The sequence below is a fragment of the Streptomyces sp. NPDC048436 genome (genome assembly GCF_043200355.1).
Classification (GTDB): Bacteria; Actinomycetota; Actinomycetes; order Streptomycetales; family Streptomycetaceae; genus Streptomyces.
The window spans coordinates 464,075-477,780 of sequence record NZ_JBICXP010000005.1; the positions used below are offsets into that span (position 1 = coordinate 464,075).

The following is a 13,706-nucleotide window of genomic DNA, read 5'->3' on the forward strand; positions in this document are numbered from 1 at the left end:
ACCCGCAGGCGGGAGTGGTCGTCCGGGAGAGCTCAGTGCGCCGCCACGAGCCCCCGTCGTTCCTGGACCCGCGCCGCGTGCGACCCCCACACGGTGAGCGAGACGACCCCCGTCACCGCGAGGAGCCCGAGGCCCACCGTCCCGGCCCAGCCCCCCGCGTGGAAGGCGACCGCGCCGAGCGTGCCGCCCGCACTGGAGCCCAGGTAGTACGCGGACTGGTAGAGCGCCGAAGCCTGTGCCCGCCCCGTGGTCGCCGTACGGCTCACGGAAGAGGAGGCGACCGCGTGGCCCGCGAAGAAGCCCGCGGTGATCAGGACGAGCCCGAGCAGGACCATGACCAGCGCGTCGGAGAGGGAGAGCAGCAGCCCGCCCGCCGTCGTGCTCACCGCCAGGTACAGCGCCCCGCGCCGCCCGAGCCGCGCCACCAGCTTCCCCGCGCCGGCCGAGGAGACCGTACCGACCAGGTAGACGAGGAAGATCGAGCCGATGATGCCCTGCGGGAGCGAGAAGGGGGCCTCGGTGAGGCGGTAGCCGATGACCGTGTAGATCGCGCCGAACACGGTCATGAACAGGGCGCCGATCGCGTACAGCCTGCACAGGAGCGGGTTGGAGAGGTGCGAACGGATCGTCCGGCCAAGGGCCTTGGGGTTGAGCGACCCGGCCGTGAAGTGGCGCGGCGCGGGAAGCAGCGCGCGGAAGGCGAGGGCGCACAGGACGGCCACGACGCCCACCACACCCACGGCCACGCGCCAGCCCCAGAGCTGCGCGACCCAGCCGGTGATGATGCGCCCGCTCATGCCGCCGATCGAATTGCCCGCCACGAACATGCCGATCGCGGCGACCAGCGCCTTGGGCCGCACCTCTTCCGCGAGGAAGGCCATCGCGGACGCCGGGAGCCCGGCGAGCGCGGCGCCCTGCACGGCGCGCAGCGCGATGAGTACGCCGATGGAGGGCGCGAAGGGAACGAGGAGCCCCACGGTCACGGCGACCGCCAGCGACGCCGTCATCAGCGTCCGCCGCCCGAACCGCTCGGACAGCGCGCTCAGCGGCAGTACGAAGAGGGCGAGCGCGCCCGTGGCCGCCGACACCGTCCAGCTCGCCGAGCTCGCGCTCACGCCGAAGTCGGCGGAGACGAGGGGGAGCAGCGCCTGCGTCGAGTAGAGGAGGGCGAAGGTGGCCACGCCCGCGAGGAAGAGGGCGAAGCTCATCCGGCGGTAGCCGGGCCCGCCGGGCGTCAGGCGCGTCTCGGCGGGCTCGGCGGACTCAGCGGCGGGGGACGACGGCGTGAGGGCGACCGCATGGGTGGCGGACGCCCCGCTACTGGCAGGAGGCATGTGTCGAACGTAGGCACACATGACTCATCCGTCCAATGCATGGATTGGCGATAATCGTTCCCATGGTGCATGAGCGCAGTTCAGGGCGGCGTCTGTCGCAGAGCAGTTACGTAGGAGACATCACGACGGCCACCACGCCGGCGCCCGCCGGGCTGACCCCCGAGTCGTGGTCGGCGCTCCTTTCGCCCCGGCTCGCGTACTTCGCCGGGGTGGCCCGCACGGAGCACGTGACGCGGGCCGCGCAGGAGATGCAGGTGCCGCAGTCGACGCTTTCCCGTGCGCTGGTACGGCTCGAACAGGACCTGGGTGTCGACCTGTTCGCACGGCACGGCAGGACGGTGTCACTGACCCCCGCGGGCCGTACGTTCCTCGCGTCCGTCGAACGGGCCCTAGGCGAGGTGGAGCGGGCCGCGGAGTCCGTGCGGGCGGACGCGGACCCGGCGTCGGGCAAGGTGGCCTTCGGGTTTCTCCACACGATGGGCTCGGAGACCGTCCCCGGCCTGATCCGCGCCTTCCGCGCCGATCACCCCCGGGTCCGCTTCAGCCTCGTACAGAACTACGGCGAGGCGATGATCGAGCGGCTGCGCGCCGGGGAGCTCGACCTGTGCCTGACCTCGCCCGTGCCGGACGCGCCCGACCTCGTGGCCCGGCGTCTGGACGAACAGCGGCTGCGGCTCGTGGTGCCCGACGACCACCGGCTCGCGGGGCGCAAGCGGGTCCGCCTCACGGAGGCCGCCGACGAGGCCTTCGTGACCCTCGAACCGGGCTACGGCCTGCGCCGCATCACCGACGACCTCTGCCAGGAGGCCGGGTTCAGACCGCGGATCGCCTTCGAGGGGGAGGAGGCGGAGACGCTGCGGGGTCTGGTGGCGGCGGGCCTGGGAGTGGCTTTGCTGCCCCCGCCGGCCGTGCCGCGCCCGGGAGTCGTGGAGCTGACGGTGACGGGCCAGAGGGCGGTACGCGAGATCGGCGTCGCCTGGCTGGACGGGCATCCGGATACACCGCCGGTCGCGGCGTTCAAGAAGTTCCTGCTGGGGCGGAGGGGAAGGCTGCTGCCGGAATGAGCCGCTCTCTCACCGCCCCGAGGACCGCCCGAAGCCGGCGGCAAGCGGCATCCGCAGCCCCAGCGGGGGAGGCGCCGCCAACGCGTCCTCCAGGGGACGCGCGTAGGCGTGGCCGAACAGCGAACCCATCACGAAGTCCCCGGCAAGCGCGAAGACTTCGGACTGATGCTGATGCAACCGGTGCCCGTCGGAGTGGACTTCGAACCGGCACACATCGCGGTTCGCCTTCTTCGCCCGCTCCGCGAGCCGGAAGGAGAGTTCGGGATCGGTCCGCTCGTCGTTCGTGCCGTGCACGATCAGGACCCGCCGCCCCACGAGCTGTTTCACCGGCTCGGGCGGCGCCGCCACATCGTCCTCGGGCAGCCAAGGGGCAAGCGCGAGCACGGAGTTGACCGCGTCGTGCCCGCTCGCCCGCAGCGCCGCCCGGCCGCCCATGTCCATGCCGACGAGGCAGATGGAGACATCGCCGTAGAGCCGTACGATCTCGTCCGCCGCCCACCGGGCGTCCCGCGCGAGCTCGGCCTGCGCCCCGTTCCAGCCGCGGCAGCGGTAGTGCACGACATGCGCGGCGAGCCCCTCCGCGCTGCCGTACTGGGCGAGCCTGCGCCCGAGCGCGCGCATCGCGGTCGCCGCGAACGGGGACGGCTTGCGGGCGGAGGTCTCGTGGCCGCCGGGCAGGAGCAGCACCGCTCCGCTCACCGACGATGGCCGCGTACCGATCACCCGCCCGAGCCTGGCCGCGCGCGCGGAATCGGGCGTCGCTTGCTGTGCCATGACAGAACAGTGTCAGAAGCGATGGTGTACGCCACCCGTCCGCCGGGTCACTGTTACGTATCGACCCGCGAGATCCAACCGGTGATCTACGCGCGTAGGCGCTAGAGTGCCGAGATGACGAGCCAGACCACCAAAGCCGGTCAGACGGACCGCGAAACGCCCAGCGCCGAACAGATCCGCCGCGCCCCCAAGGTGCTCCTGCACGACCACCTCGACGGTGGCCTGCGCCCGGGCACGATCGTCGATCTCGCCCGTGAGTCGGGGTACGAGGGGCTGCCCGAGACCGATCCCGACAAGCTGGGGATCTGGTTCAGGGAAGCCGCCGACTCCGGTTCGCTGCCGCGCTACCTGGAGACCTTCGCGCACACCTGCGCTGTCATGCAGACGAAGGAGTCCCTCAAGCGCGTCGCGGCCGAGTGCGCCGAGGACCTCGCCGAGGACGGCGTCGTCTACGCCGAGATCAGGTACGCCCCCGAGCAGCACCTGGAGAACGGCCTCACCCTCGAAGAGGTCGTCGAGGCCGTCAACGAAGGCTTCCGGGAAGGCGAGCGGCGCGCCAAGGCGAACGGCCACCGCATCCGCGTCGGCGCCCTGCTCACCGCGATGCGGCACGCGGCCCGCGCCCTGGAGATCGCCGAACTCGCCAACCGCTACCGCGATCTCGGCGTCGTCGGCTTCGACATCGCGGGCGCCGAGGCGGGCTTCCCGCCCACCCGCCACCTGGACGCGTTCGAGTACCTCAAGCGCGAGAACAACCACTTCACCATCCACGCCGGCGAGGCCTTCGGCCTCCCGTCCATCTGGCAGGCCCTGCAGTGGTGCGGCGCCGACCGGCTCGGGCACGGCGTGCGCATCATCGACGACATCCAGGTCGCCGACGACGGCACGGTGAAGCTCGGCCGCCTCGCCAGCTACGTACGCGACAAGCGCATCCCGCTGGAGATGTGCCCGAGCTCCAACCTCCAGACGGGCGCCGCCGACTCGTACGCCGAGCACCCCATCGGTCTGCTCCGCAAGCTGCACTTCCGGGCCACGGTGAACACCGACAACCGGCTGATGTCCGGCACCAGCATGAGCCGCGAATTCGAGCACCTGGTCGGCACATTCGGCTACACGCTCGACGACATGCAGTGGTTCACAGTCAATGCGATGAAATCAGCGTTCATTCCTTTCGATGAACGCCTGGCCATGATCAGTGACGTGATCAAGCCCGGTTATGCCGAGCTGAAGTCCGAATGGCTGTTCCGTCAGACCGCTTCCACCAGGGCTTCTGTCGGTTCGTAACGATAATTTAGGCATAGCGGGCGCGGCCGGGAACATTAATTCCCGGCCGCGTTTTCGCTGTTTCGCTGTTTGCGGACTGCCCCTTCACATGTTTACGGTCATGGGCCGCTCAAAAGTCCCCGTCATCAAGGACGCATTGAAGATGAAGCAGTCTGCCGTCAAGACTCTCGGTGTCGCCGCTCTCGGCGCCGCCTTCGCCGCCGCGGGTGCGGGTGCCGCCACCGCCGCTCCCGTCGAGCCCGGTGCCGCTGCCGCCCTGGCCACCACTGCCTCGACGCTGCCCCTCGACGGCGTCGCGAGCACCCTGCCCCCCGGTGGCCCCGAGGCCGTCTCCGCCGGTCAGAACGCGGTCGGCAGCGGCCTCACCGCCGCCGCGCCGACCGTCGACAGGCTCGTCGAGAGCACCAAGCAGGACAAGGGAGACCAGGGCGCCGCGGCAGCCGAGCCCGCGGCAGCCAAGCCCGCCGCCGGCCCGCTCGAGGGCCTCCTCGGCGGCCTGCCGCTCGCCAAGGGGCTGCCCTTGCAGGGTCTGCCGCTGAATGGTCTGCCGCTCGGCTGACCTTCGCGCACGTGCGTGTACGCCGATGGGGCGCACCCTTCTTCAAGGGGGCGCCCCATCGGCGTATGCCGCTGTCGGCGTGAACCGCCTGGTCACCGGGTTCACCAGGCCGCTTGCCGGGCCTTGCCCTCGGAGGGGAGCAGGAACCAGAGGGCTATGTAGAGCAGGAACTGCGGTCCGGGAAGCAGACACGAGAGCACGAAGATCACGCGCATCGTGGTCGCCGATGTGCCGAAACGCTTGGCGAGGGCGGCGCACACTCCGCCGATCATCCGGCCGTTGGTGGGGCGGGCAAGGGCGGTCATGGTGGCTCCTTCGTGAACCGTTCGGAATGAGGTCCGGGGGCGTTTCCCCGATGACTCAAAGCTACGTTCACGAAGCGGGCAAAGCGTCGCTCTAGGGTGCGATACCGACCCTGGGAATCGTCGGGGTCGGACCCTGAGAGGTGTCCTCCCGCAGGAGGGCCGACCGGTGGTCCACGTCAGTACGGCGGCGGAGCCTGGCCCGGGCCGCGGGCACCACCGCGAGGTGCGCGAGGGCCACCCCCACGGTGTTCAGGAACAGCGAGTCGATGTCGACGACCTGTCCTGGGACCCCGGTCTGCAGCAGCTCGATGCCGAGCGAGAGCAGCGCCCCCGCCGCGATCGTCCGCACCAGCGAACCGAGCGGCGAGACATGGACACGCCCACCGGCCAGCGGAAGCAGCAGGCCGAGCGGGGAGAGGAGCAGCAGGCTGCCGCCTATCTGCCGGGCCGCCTGGACAGGACCGAGCGCCAGATCCGCCTTGATGCCGGCGAAGGGCTGAAGGTTCGCCGCGCTGACCCAGGGCACGTCCAGTGGACGCAGAGTGAGCCAGCCGACGAACAGGAGATGCGCGACGAGGAGGAATCCTCCGGCCGCGCGGAAGCGGATGGCGGCCCCGTGGCCGCCCGAGCCTTGACGCACGCACCCCAAGACGCGCCTAACGGCAGGATCGGTTCCGCGCGTCTTCTCCCGGTCTGTGGCACTGTCCTGATCGCACAGGGTGACTGTCTTGTTCGGTCACCCCGGCGATCACTCCGGCGATCACCCAGCCGGGCACCTCACCTGCGTCCTCACCGGCGTCCACACCGGCGTCCACACCGGTCACTTCACCGTCTCCGTCGGCGGAGCCACCGTGCCGGGGCGCTGGCGGACCGCCTGCGTGCATTCGTAGCGGCGCAGCGGGTCGTCGCCCGGGCCGCCCAGGAGGACCTCGCGGTCGTCGCCCGCCGCCGCGCTGTCCGCGAACGTGCAGACGATCTGCGCCAGCGCGAACGCCGAAAGAGCCTCCGGTGACGTACTGAACCGCAGCGCGTCCTCGGGGTCGCCCTTGCCGGGGCCGCTGACGGCCGTGCCGCCGCGTACGTCCGTCGCGAAGCCCGCCTGCTTCTCCGGACCCGACGGATCGCGCGCCAGCTCGTCCAGGAGCGCCTGGGCGATGCGGACCCGGTCCGTCGTCGCCTTGTCCGTGGGGATCCGCACCGACCGGTCGACGGTCACCAGCTGCGCCGCGCACACCAGGAAGACCTGCACCGGGACCCCGCTGGTGGACTGCGACGCGATGCTCGACCCGGACATCACGCACGGCACGCGGGAGGGACCTGGACCGAAGTCCGTGGGCACTTCCGTCGAGCGGATCCCGCATCCGGCGAGCGTCGCGGTCAGCGCGGTGGCGAGGAGTGCGGCGCGCAGCCGCCGGCGGTTCATGGTCGATCTCCCTTGACGGCCTCTTCGCCATCCGTGCAGTCGCCGTCATCGGTGTCGTCGGCGTCGTCCGTGTCGCGCGGCAGCCACAGCGTGAACACCGCGCCGCCGTCGGGCGAGTTCGCGGCGGTGATCTCACCGCCGTGGATATGGGCGTTCTCCAGGGCGATGGAAAGACCGAGGCCACTGCCCTCCGAACGCGGCCGGGACGCGCTCGCCTTGTAGAAGCGGTCGAACACGTGCGGCAGTACGTCCTCGGGGATGCCGGGGCCTCCGTCGCGTACCGCGATGACGAGCCTCTCGCCGTCGAGCCGCACCGAGACCTTCACCGGGGAGCCACCGTGCTTGAGGGCGTTGCCGATGAGGTTGGCCAGGATGACGTCGAGGCGCCGCGGGTCGAGCCGCACCGTGATGCCGCGCTCCGCGTCGAGCTCGACCGCGTCGAGCCAGGCGCGGGCGTCGATGCAGGCGGTGATCTGGTCGGCGATGTCCACGGCGTCCAGGACGAGCCTGGCCGTGCCCGCGTCGAAGCGGGTGACCTCCATCAGGTTCTCCACCAGGTCGTTCAGCCGCCGGGTCTCACTGACCACGAGCCGTACGGCGGGCTCGATCATCGGGTCGACCGAACCGGTCTCGGCGTCCAGCTCCTCCTCCAGGACCTCGGTCACCGCGGTGATCGCGGTCAGCGGCGTACGCAGCTCGTGCGACATGTCGGCGACGAAGCGCCGCGACGCCTCGTCACGGGCGCTCATGTCGTCGACCTTCTTCTCCAGGCTCTCCGCGGTCCGGTTGAACGTCCGTGACAGATCGGCGAGTTCATCCGTGCCCGACACCCGCAGCCGCGTGTCCAGCTTCCCCTCGCCGAGCCGCCGCGCGGCGACCCCGAGCCGGTGCACGGGTTTGAGCACGGTGGTCGCCGCGGCCTGCGCGAGCAGCGCGGAACCGATCAGGGCGAGCCCCGTGGCGATCGCGAGCGACCAGCCGAGCGAACTCAGGTCCTTCGCCTCCGGTTCGAGCGACTTGAGCATGTAACCGGTCGGCCCGCCGCCGATGACCTTGGCGCCGCCCACGAGATACGGGGTTCCGTTGTCGACGGTCCGCTGCCAGTACAGGTGGTACGGGCTCTTGTTGCTGGAAGTGAGCGGCTGTTCCTTGTTCACCGTCTTGCGCAGCGACTTCGGTACGTCGGCCAGCGTGAAGGCGTCCAGGTCGGAGTAGCCCACGATGCTGTCGCCGTCGGGGTTCTCCCCGATGAGCAGCACGCTGTAGCGCTGGCTGCTGTTGGCCATCGTCCCCGCGGCCTGCTGGAGTTCGTCCTGCGTCGGATTGGGCGGCAGCGCGCCCGCGCGGGTCTGCATCTCCTGCTGGAAGTCCTTCAGGGCCGCGTCCTGCGCCCGCGTCAGGACCGCCTCGCGGTTCAGCCAGTACGCGATCCCGGACGCCGTCACGGCGGCGGTGAGCGCCACGAGACCGAACACCACGACAAGCCGCAGCCGCAGGCTCGTGAAGCGCAGCCCCGCCATTATCGCCTTGCGCGCCGCGGCCCAGCCGCGGAGCTTGTCCTGCGGTTTGGTCACTGAGGGGTGTCCAGCCGGTAGCCGACCCCACGCACCGTACGGATCAGTGTCGGCGAGGACGGCACGTCCTCCACCTTCGCGCGAAGGCGCTGCACGCACGCGTCGACGAGCCGGGAGTCGCCGAGGTAGTCGTGCTCCCACACCAGGCGCAGCAACTGCTGCCGCGACAGCGCCTGTCCGGGCCTGCGGCTCAGCTCCAGGAGCAGCCGCAGCTCCGTCGGCGTGAGCTGGAGGTCCTCGCCGTTCTTCGTCACCGTCATGGCGGCGCGGTCGATGACGAGCGAACCGAACGTCGCCGCGTCGTTGGCCTCGCGCTCACCACGGCGCAGCACCGCGCGGATACGGGCGTCGAGCACCCGCCCCTGAACGGGCTTGACCACGTAGTCGTCGGCACCCGACTCGAGTCCGACGACCACGTCGATGTCATCGCTGCGCGCGGTCAGCAGGATGATCGGCAACTGGTCGGTGCGCCGGATGCGCCGGCACACCTCGAATCCGTCGATGCCCGGCAGCATCACATCCAGCACGATCAGGTCCGGCCGCTGCTCACTGAGCAGCTTCAGACCGTCCTCGCCGGTGGCAGCAGCAACCACCCGATGCCCTTGGCGGGTGAGCGAAAGCTCAAGGGCCGTACGGATGGCGTCGTCGTCCTCGATCAGCAACAGGGAAGGCACGGACGCCATTCTGTCCCATCGTGCGGGCACAGTTCGACTGTTGGAGTGGTGAGGTAGCGCTCCCACACTTCCTCCCCACAACCAGAAGCGCTGTTGCAGGCCTGTGACAGTCGGCGGACACCGCCATGAAGTGGGTCCGGCAGAGTTCTGGTCACACGGGAAAAGCCAGACTCCACCGACGGGGGGCGCGAGATGAACACACTGCACAGCACCAGCTCAAGCGCAGTAATCACGCGTCTCCACGACGTGGTCCGGACTGCCGAGAGGCACGAGAAGTCCGGTGCCGTGAGCGGGCGGGGGTGCGCTCGCGGCACCGGGCGTCAGCACACGTCGTACATGACGGTGGTTGACACGTTCTCCGGGGAAACCCGCGGGGACAACGGGGGAACTGACGGGGGAGCTCACGGGGGAGCCGCGTACAGGGAGGACACGGGGGAGCGCGCATCGGTCTCGGAGGCGGAGTTCACCGCCTACGTCCAAGAGCGTCGTGCCTCCCTGTACGCAACCGCCTACCACCTGACCGGTGACCGCTTCGAGGCCGAGGACCTGCTGCAGAGCGCCCTCTTCTCGACGTACCGGGCGTGGGAGAGGATCAGCGACAAGGCCGCGGTCGGCGGGTACCTCCGCCGCACCATGACCAATCTGCACATCAGCGCCTGGCGGCGCCGCAAGCTCAACGAATACCCGACCGAGGAACTGCCGGAGACGGCGGGCGACACGGACGCGATGCGCGGCACGGAACTCCGTGCGGTTCTCTGGCAGGCCCTGGCCCGCCTCCCCGAACTGCAGCGGACGATGCTGGTCCTGCGCTACTACGAGGGGCGCACGGACCCCGAGATCGCGGACATCCTCGACATCAGCGTGGGCACGGTGAAGTCCAGCATCTGGCGCTCATTGCGTCGGCTGCGCGAGGACGAGGTCCTCAGCTTCGGCCGTGACCAGGAGGAGTCCTTCGGCGAGTTGGTCGCCTAGGGATCACGGGGGCCGCCGCTCCCGGGGGGAAGCGGTGGTAGCACGGGGGATTCAGGGGGGAAGTAGGTGGCGGGACCGGAAGGCCGGGGGGTCTTTCCGGTCCTCGCTGCTGTGCGGGGGCAGTTACGCGGCTCTGTGCGTGTCCGCGCCGGCGCGTGTGTGCTTACACCGCGCCTGCGCGCGCCTTCACGCAACGGCCGGCCGCCGCGGCGGCGACCCGCCCCAGCGCCTCGTCCTTCCCGCAGGGATACGCGCCAAGAGCGGTCTGCCGGGCCACGATCGCGCGCTCGGCGCGCATGAGCCGCCAGCCGCGCCGCAGCAGGAACGCCACGGACTTGCGGCCCTCGCGCAGATCACGCAGCAGCCGGCGCCGGAACGTGACCGACGGCCGCCCGCGCAGGCACAGCGCGTCCGCGAGGACACCCATCTCACGGCAGCGCTCCACGATGTCCGCCGCGAAGATGCCCTCCGCGATGAAGAGGGGTGTGCGCTCGATGTCCATCGCACTCTCGCCCGTACGCGAACTCGTGGCGATGTCGTAGACGGGAACGCGCGTGCGTCCCGTGCGGCACAGCTGGTCGATGGAGGCGAGGGCGGCCTCCGCGTCCCAGGACGCGGCGGAGTCCCAGTCGATGTCCGTGCTGCCGGGGACCTGTGGCAGTGTCGGGTCGTCGCCCTCCTTGTAGAAGTCGTCGAGACACAGGACGGGCAGTCCTGAACGGACGGCGAACGACGACTTGCCTGAGCCGGAGGGGCCGGCGAGCAGCACGACTCGGGTGGGTATCGGGGGATGGGAACTCACGAGAGAACAGTGTGCGGCATTGAGCCGCCCAGGCGACCCGAAGGGTAGGGCTTTGGTGCCCGCATCACACGTCAACTACGCTACGTGTGCATCTGATTACTCCATACAGATACGGGCGGTACCCATGGCACGGCACGCAACAGCCTCCAAGCAGCTCACCCGCGCCCTGCTGCGCGCAGGTCTGACGGTCACCGTCGCGGGGGTCGCGCTCGGTGTCGGCGGCGCGGCGACGGCGAGCGCCGCACCGGCCGCGGCGCCGCAGGCCTCCGACGATCTGCCGGTGACCGGGGCGGCGCTCGGCCGGGCGCTGCACGAGGCCACGTCGGGCGGTCTCGCGCCCCTCAAGGGGATGCAGCTCAACCCGCTCGCCGGCACGGGCGTCGACCCGCTGGACAACGTGGTGGGCACCCGGATCGCGGACTTCAAGCCGATCTCGACGGCGGCGGTCACGGGGCCGCTGGCCGGCGGCGCCTCCCTGGACGAGCTGCCGCTGGTGGGTTCTGTCACGAGGCTGCTGCCCTGATGCCGATCATGGGCATACACATGGGCGAAGCCCCGGCCCTCCTGGACGGAGGAGGGCCGGGGCTTCGCCGCGCGGGGAGTGGTTCCAGTGGCTCAGTACGAGGAGCCGGACGCGCCCAGTGAACCCGTCGGGTGCCAGACGGTCTTCGTCTCCAGGAAGGCCGTCAGGCGGTGCGTGCCGGGATCGGCCGACCAGTCCACAGGCTGTGGACGGAGGACGCGCTTGAGGTTGTCCGCCGCCGCGATCTCAAGCTCCTTCGCCAGTACGTCGTCGTCCTCGACTCCCGTGAGGTCGATCGCGTTCACGTCCTGGTGCGCGGCGAGCGACGGCGTGATCTCCGCCGTACGGCCGGACAGGATGTTCACGACGCCGCCCGGCAGGTCGGAGGTGGCAAGGACCTCGCCCAGGGAGAGCGCGGGGAGCGGGGAGTCCTCGCTCGCGATCACCACGGCGGTGTTGCCCGTCGCGATCACCGGGGCGATGACCGAGACCAGGCCGAGGAACGACGACTTCTGCGGGGCGACGACCGTCACCACGCCCGTCGGCTCGGGCGATGAGAGATTGAAGAAGGGTCCCGCGACGGGGTTTCCGCCGCCCACGAGCTGGGCGATCTTGTCGGTCCAGCCCGCGTACCAGACCCAGCGGTCGATCGCGGCGTCCACCACGGCGGCGGCCTTCGACTTCGAAAGGCCCTCCGCCTCGGCCACCTCGCGGACGAACTGGTCCCCCCGGCCCTCCAGCATCTCCGCGACGCGGTAGAGGATCTGCCCGCGCAGGTAGGCCGTCTTGCCTGCCCAGCTGCCCTGCGCCTTGCGCGCGGCGACGACCGCGTCACGCGCGTCCTTGCGGGAGGAGAGGGGGGCGTTGGCCAGCCACTTGTTCTTGGAGTCCGTCACCTCGTACACCCGGCCGCTCTCGCTGCGGGGGAACTTGCCCCCTACGTACAGCTTGTAGGTCTTGAAGACACTCAGTCGGTTATCGGACATCGAGGTACGCCTCCAGGCCGTGGCGACCGCCCTCGCGGCCGTAACCCGATTCCTTGTAGCCGCCGAAGGGCGAGGTCGGGTCGAACTTGTTGAACGTGTTGGCCCAGATCACGCCCGCGCGCAGCCGCTCGGCGACCGCGAGGATGCGCGAGCCCTTCTCCGTCCAGATGCCGGCGGAGAGGCCGTACTGCGTGTTGTTGGCCTTGGCGACGGCTTCTTCCGGCGTACGGAAGGTCAGCACCGAGAGCACCGGGCCGAAGATCTCGTCGCGGGCCACGGTGTGTGCCTGCGTGACGTTCGTGAAGAGCGTCGGCGCGAACCAGTAGCCGGACGAGGGCAGTTCGCACGGGGCGGACCAGCGCTCGGCACCCTCCGCCTCGCCCGTCTCGGTGAGCGCGGTGATGCGGGCGAGCTGCTCGGCGGAGTTGATCGCGCCGATGTCCGTGTTCTTGTCCAGCGGGTCGCCCAGGCGCAGGGTCGTCAGGCGCCGCTTGAGCGCGTCGAGCACCTCGTCCTTGACCGACTCCTGTACGAGGAGGCGCGATCCGGCGCAGCAGACCTGGCCCTGGTTGAAGAAGATGCCCGTGACGATGCCCTCGACGGCCTGGTCGATGGGGGCGTCGTCGAAGACGATGTTGGCGCCCTTGCCGCCCAGTTCGAGCGTGACCTTCTTGTCCGTGCCCGCGACCTGGCGGGCGATCGCCTTGCCGACGGCGGTCGAGCCGGTGAAGGCGACCTTGTTCACGTCGGGGTGGGCGGTCAGGGCCGCGCCCGCGTCGCCGTACCCGGGAAGGATGTTGACGACGCCCTTGGGCAGGCCCGCCTGGCGGCAGATGTCCGCGAAGAACAGGGCGCTCAGGGGCGTGGTCTCGGCGGGCTTCAGGACGACCGTGTTGCCCGTCGCGAGCGCCGGGGCGATCTTCCAGGCGAGCATCAGGAGCGGGAAGTTCCAGGGGATGACCTGGCCCGCGACGCCCAGCGGCCGCGGGTTCGCGCCGTACCCCGCGTGGTCGAGCTTGTCGGCCCAGCCCGCGTAGTAGAAGAAGTGCGCGGCGACCAGCGGGAGGTCGGCGTCGCGCGTCTCCTTGATGGGCTTTCCGTTGTCGAGCGTCTCCAGGACGGCCAGTTCGCGGCTGCGCTCCTGGATGATCCGCGCGATGCGGAAGAGGTACTTGGCGCGCTCGGCGCCGGGCAGCGCCGACCACTTCTCGAAGGCCCTGCGGGCGGCCTTCACCGCGCGGTCGACGTCCTCGGAGGAGGCCTGCGCGACCTCGGAGAGGACCTCTTCGGTGGAGGGCGAGACGGTCTTGAAGACCTTGCCGTCTGCGGCCTCCACGAACTCGCCGTCGATGAACAGGCCGTATGACGGCGCGATGTCGACGACGGAGCGGGACTCCGGAGCGGGTGCGTACTCGAAAGGCGTGGAAGTCAT

The 13,706-nt window shown here is 70.3% G+C and carries 15 protein-coding genes; 5 read left to right on the plus strand and 10 right to left on the minus strand.

From position 1 onward, the window contains the following. Positions 1 to 32 precede the first annotated feature (32 nt). Complete coding sequence (locus ACGFX9_RS20665; RefSeq protein WP_393473582.1) at positions 33 to 1,334, minus strand: MFS transporter; 1,302 nt, start codon at positions 1,332 to 1,334, stop codon at positions 33 to 35. A 62-nt stretch (positions 1,335 to 1,396) separates the two neighbouring features. Between ACGFX9_RS20665 and ACGFX9_RS20670 the strand changes: the two genes are divergently transcribed. Next, entirely contained in the window at positions 1,397 to 2,398 is a 1,002-nt protein-coding gene (locus tag ACGFX9_RS20670; protein ID WP_393473585.1) for a LysR family transcriptional regulator, read from the plus strand. Between the two features lie 9 nt (positions 2,399 to 2,407). Here the strand turns inward: ACGFX9_RS20670 and ACGFX9_RS20675 are convergent, their stop codons facing one another. Next, on the minus strand, positions 2,408 to 3,172 hold the full coding sequence (locus ACGFX9_RS20675; protein ID WP_393473588.1) for an alpha/beta hydrolase: 765 nt from the start codon (positions 3,170 to 3,172) through the stop codon (positions 2,408 to 2,410). Positions 3,173 to 3,286: 114 nt separating this feature from the next. Here ACGFX9_RS20675 and ACGFX9_RS20680 point away from each other — a divergent pair, with 114 nt between their 5' ends. Then, positions 3,287 to 4,456 (plus strand): adenosine deaminase, encoded by a 1,170-nt coding sequence (locus ACGFX9_RS20680; protein WP_393473591.1) that lies wholly within the window; start codon positions 3,287 to 3,289, stop codon positions 4,454 to 4,456. Positions 4,457 to 4,598: 142 nt separating this feature from the next. Continuing rightward, a complete protein-coding gene (locus ACGFX9_RS20685; RefSeq protein WP_393473594.1) occupies positions 4,599 to 5,015 on the plus strand; it encodes an ATP-binding protein in 417 nt (138 codons plus the stop codon). Positions 5,016 to 5,116: 101 nt separating this feature from the next. Here ACGFX9_RS20685 and ACGFX9_RS20690 read toward each other — a convergent pair whose 3' ends face one another. From ACGFX9_RS20690 to afsQ1, 5 genes are all read right to left on the minus strand, one after another. Then, entirely contained in the window at positions 5,117 to 5,320 is a 204-nt protein-coding gene (locus ACGFX9_RS20690) for a PspC domain-containing protein (protein ID WP_393473597.1), read from the minus strand. A gap of 91 nt (positions 5,321 to 5,411) precedes the next feature. Then, positions 5,412 to 5,960: a VanZ family protein gene (locus tag ACGFX9_RS20695; protein WP_393473600.1), complete on the minus strand. Its 549-nt coding sequence runs from the start codon at positions 5,958 to 5,960 to the stop codon at positions 5,412 to 5,414. Between the two features lie 180 nt (positions 5,961 to 6,140). After that, entirely contained in the window at positions 6,141 to 6,743 is a 603-nt protein-coding gene (locus ACGFX9_RS20700; protein WP_393473603.1) for a hypothetical protein, read from the minus strand. After that, complete coding sequence (locus tag ACGFX9_RS20705; RefSeq protein WP_393474011.1) at positions 6,740 to 8,263, minus strand: ATP-binding protein; 1,524 nt, start codon at positions 8,261 to 8,263, stop codon at positions 6,740 to 6,742. The genes ACGFX9_RS20700 and ACGFX9_RS20705 overlap by 4 nt, the downstream gene beginning before the upstream one ends. 50 nt (positions 8,264 to 8,313) lie before the next feature. After that, the gene (gene afsQ1, locus ACGFX9_RS20710; RefSeq protein WP_393473606.1) at positions 8,314 to 8,991 is read right to left on the minus strand and encodes a two-component system response regulator AfsQ1; all 678 of its coding nucleotides are present in this window, start codon (positions 8,989 to 8,991) and stop codon (positions 8,314 to 8,316) included. 192 nt (positions 8,992 to 9,183) lie between these two features. Here afsQ1 and ACGFX9_RS20715 point away from each other — a divergent pair, with 192 nt between their 5' ends. Then, on the plus strand, positions 9,184 to 9,963 hold the full coding sequence (locus ACGFX9_RS20715; protein ID WP_393473609.1) for a SigE family RNA polymerase sigma factor: 780 nt from the start codon (positions 9,184 to 9,186) through the stop codon (positions 9,961 to 9,963). A 163-nt stretch (positions 9,964 to 10,126) separates the two neighbouring features. On the opposite strand, the gene ACGFX9_RS20720 is transcribed toward ACGFX9_RS20715, so the two are convergent. Then, a complete protein-coding gene (locus ACGFX9_RS20720; protein ID WP_393473612.1) occupies positions 10,127 to 10,765 on the minus strand; it encodes a uridine kinase in 639 nt (212 codons plus the stop codon). A 124-nt stretch (positions 10,766 to 10,889) separates the two neighbouring features. On the opposite strand from ACGFX9_RS20720, the gene ACGFX9_RS20725 reads away from it, so the two are divergent. Next, entirely contained in the window at positions 10,890 to 11,288 is a 399-nt protein-coding gene (locus ACGFX9_RS20725) for a hypothetical protein (RefSeq protein ID WP_393473614.1), read from the plus strand. A gap of 92 nt (positions 11,289 to 11,380) precedes the next feature. Here ACGFX9_RS20725 and ACGFX9_RS20730 read toward each other — a convergent pair whose 3' ends face one another. Both ACGFX9_RS20730 and ACGFX9_RS20735 read right to left on the minus strand, forming a co-directional pair. After that, positions 11,381 to 12,274 (minus strand): aldehyde dehydrogenase family protein, encoded by an 894-nt coding sequence (locus tag ACGFX9_RS20730; RefSeq protein ID WP_393473617.1) that lies wholly within the window; start codon positions 12,272 to 12,274, stop codon positions 11,381 to 11,383. Beyond that, on the minus strand, positions 12,264 to 13,706 hold the full coding sequence (locus tag ACGFX9_RS20735) for an aldehyde dehydrogenase family protein (RefSeq protein ID WP_393473620.1): 1,443 nt from the start codon (positions 13,704 to 13,706) through the stop codon (positions 12,264 to 12,266). Before ACGFX9_RS20735 ends, ACGFX9_RS20730 begins: the two co-directional genes overlap by 11 nt.

What these genes read in the sequence shown, in the direction of transcription:
- ACGFX9_RS20680 (WP_393473591.1), top strand. Translation starts at nt 3,287, where the DNA reads ATGACGAGCCAGACCACCAAAGCCGGTCAGACGGACCGCGAAACGCCC.
- ACGFX9_RS20700 (WP_393473603.1), bottom strand. Translation starts at nt 6,743, where the DNA reads ATGAACCGCCGGCGGCTGCGCGCCGCACTCCTCGCCACCGCGCTGACC.
- ACGFX9_RS20715 (WP_393473609.1), top strand. Translation starts at nt 9,184, where the DNA reads ATGAACACACTGCACAGCACCAGCTCAAGCGCAGTAATCACGCGTCTC.
- ACGFX9_RS20725 (WP_393473614.1), top strand. Translation starts at nt 10,890, where the DNA reads ATGGCACGGCACGCAACAGCCTCCAAGCAGCTCACCCGCGCCCTGCTG.
- ACGFX9_RS20670 (WP_393473585.1), top strand. Translation starts at nt 1,397, where the DNA reads ATGGTGCATGAGCGCAGTTCAGGGCGGCGTCTGTCGCAGAGCAGTTAC.
- ACGFX9_RS20665 (WP_393473582.1), bottom strand. Translation starts at nt 1,334, where the DNA reads ATGCCTCCTGCCAGTAGCGGGGCGTCCGCCACCCATGCGGTCGCCCTC.
- ACGFX9_RS20685 (WP_393473594.1), top strand. Translation starts at nt 4,599, where the DNA reads ATGAAGCAGTCTGCCGTCAAGACTCTCGGTGTCGCCGCTCTCGGCGCC.
- ACGFX9_RS20690 (WP_393473597.1), bottom strand. Translation starts at nt 5,320, where the DNA reads ATGACCGCCCTTGCCCGCCCCACCAACGGCCGGATGATCGGCGGAGTG.
- ACGFX9_RS20675 (WP_393473588.1), bottom strand. Translation starts at nt 3,172, where the DNA reads ATGGCACAGCAAGCGACGCCCGATTCCGCGCGCGCGGCCAGGCTCGGG.
- ACGFX9_RS20730 (WP_393473617.1), bottom strand. Translation starts at nt 12,274, where the DNA reads ATGTCCGATAACCGACTGAGTGTCTTCAAGACCTACAAGCTGTACGTA.
- ACGFX9_RS20705 (WP_393474011.1), bottom strand. Translation starts at nt 8,263, where the DNA reads ATGGCGGGGCTGCGCTTCACGAGCCTGCGGCTGCGGCTTGTCGTGGTG.
- ACGFX9_RS20735 (WP_393473620.1), bottom strand. Translation starts at nt 13,706, where the DNA reads ATGACTTCCACGCCTTTCGAGTACGCACCCGCTCCGGAGTCCCGCTCC.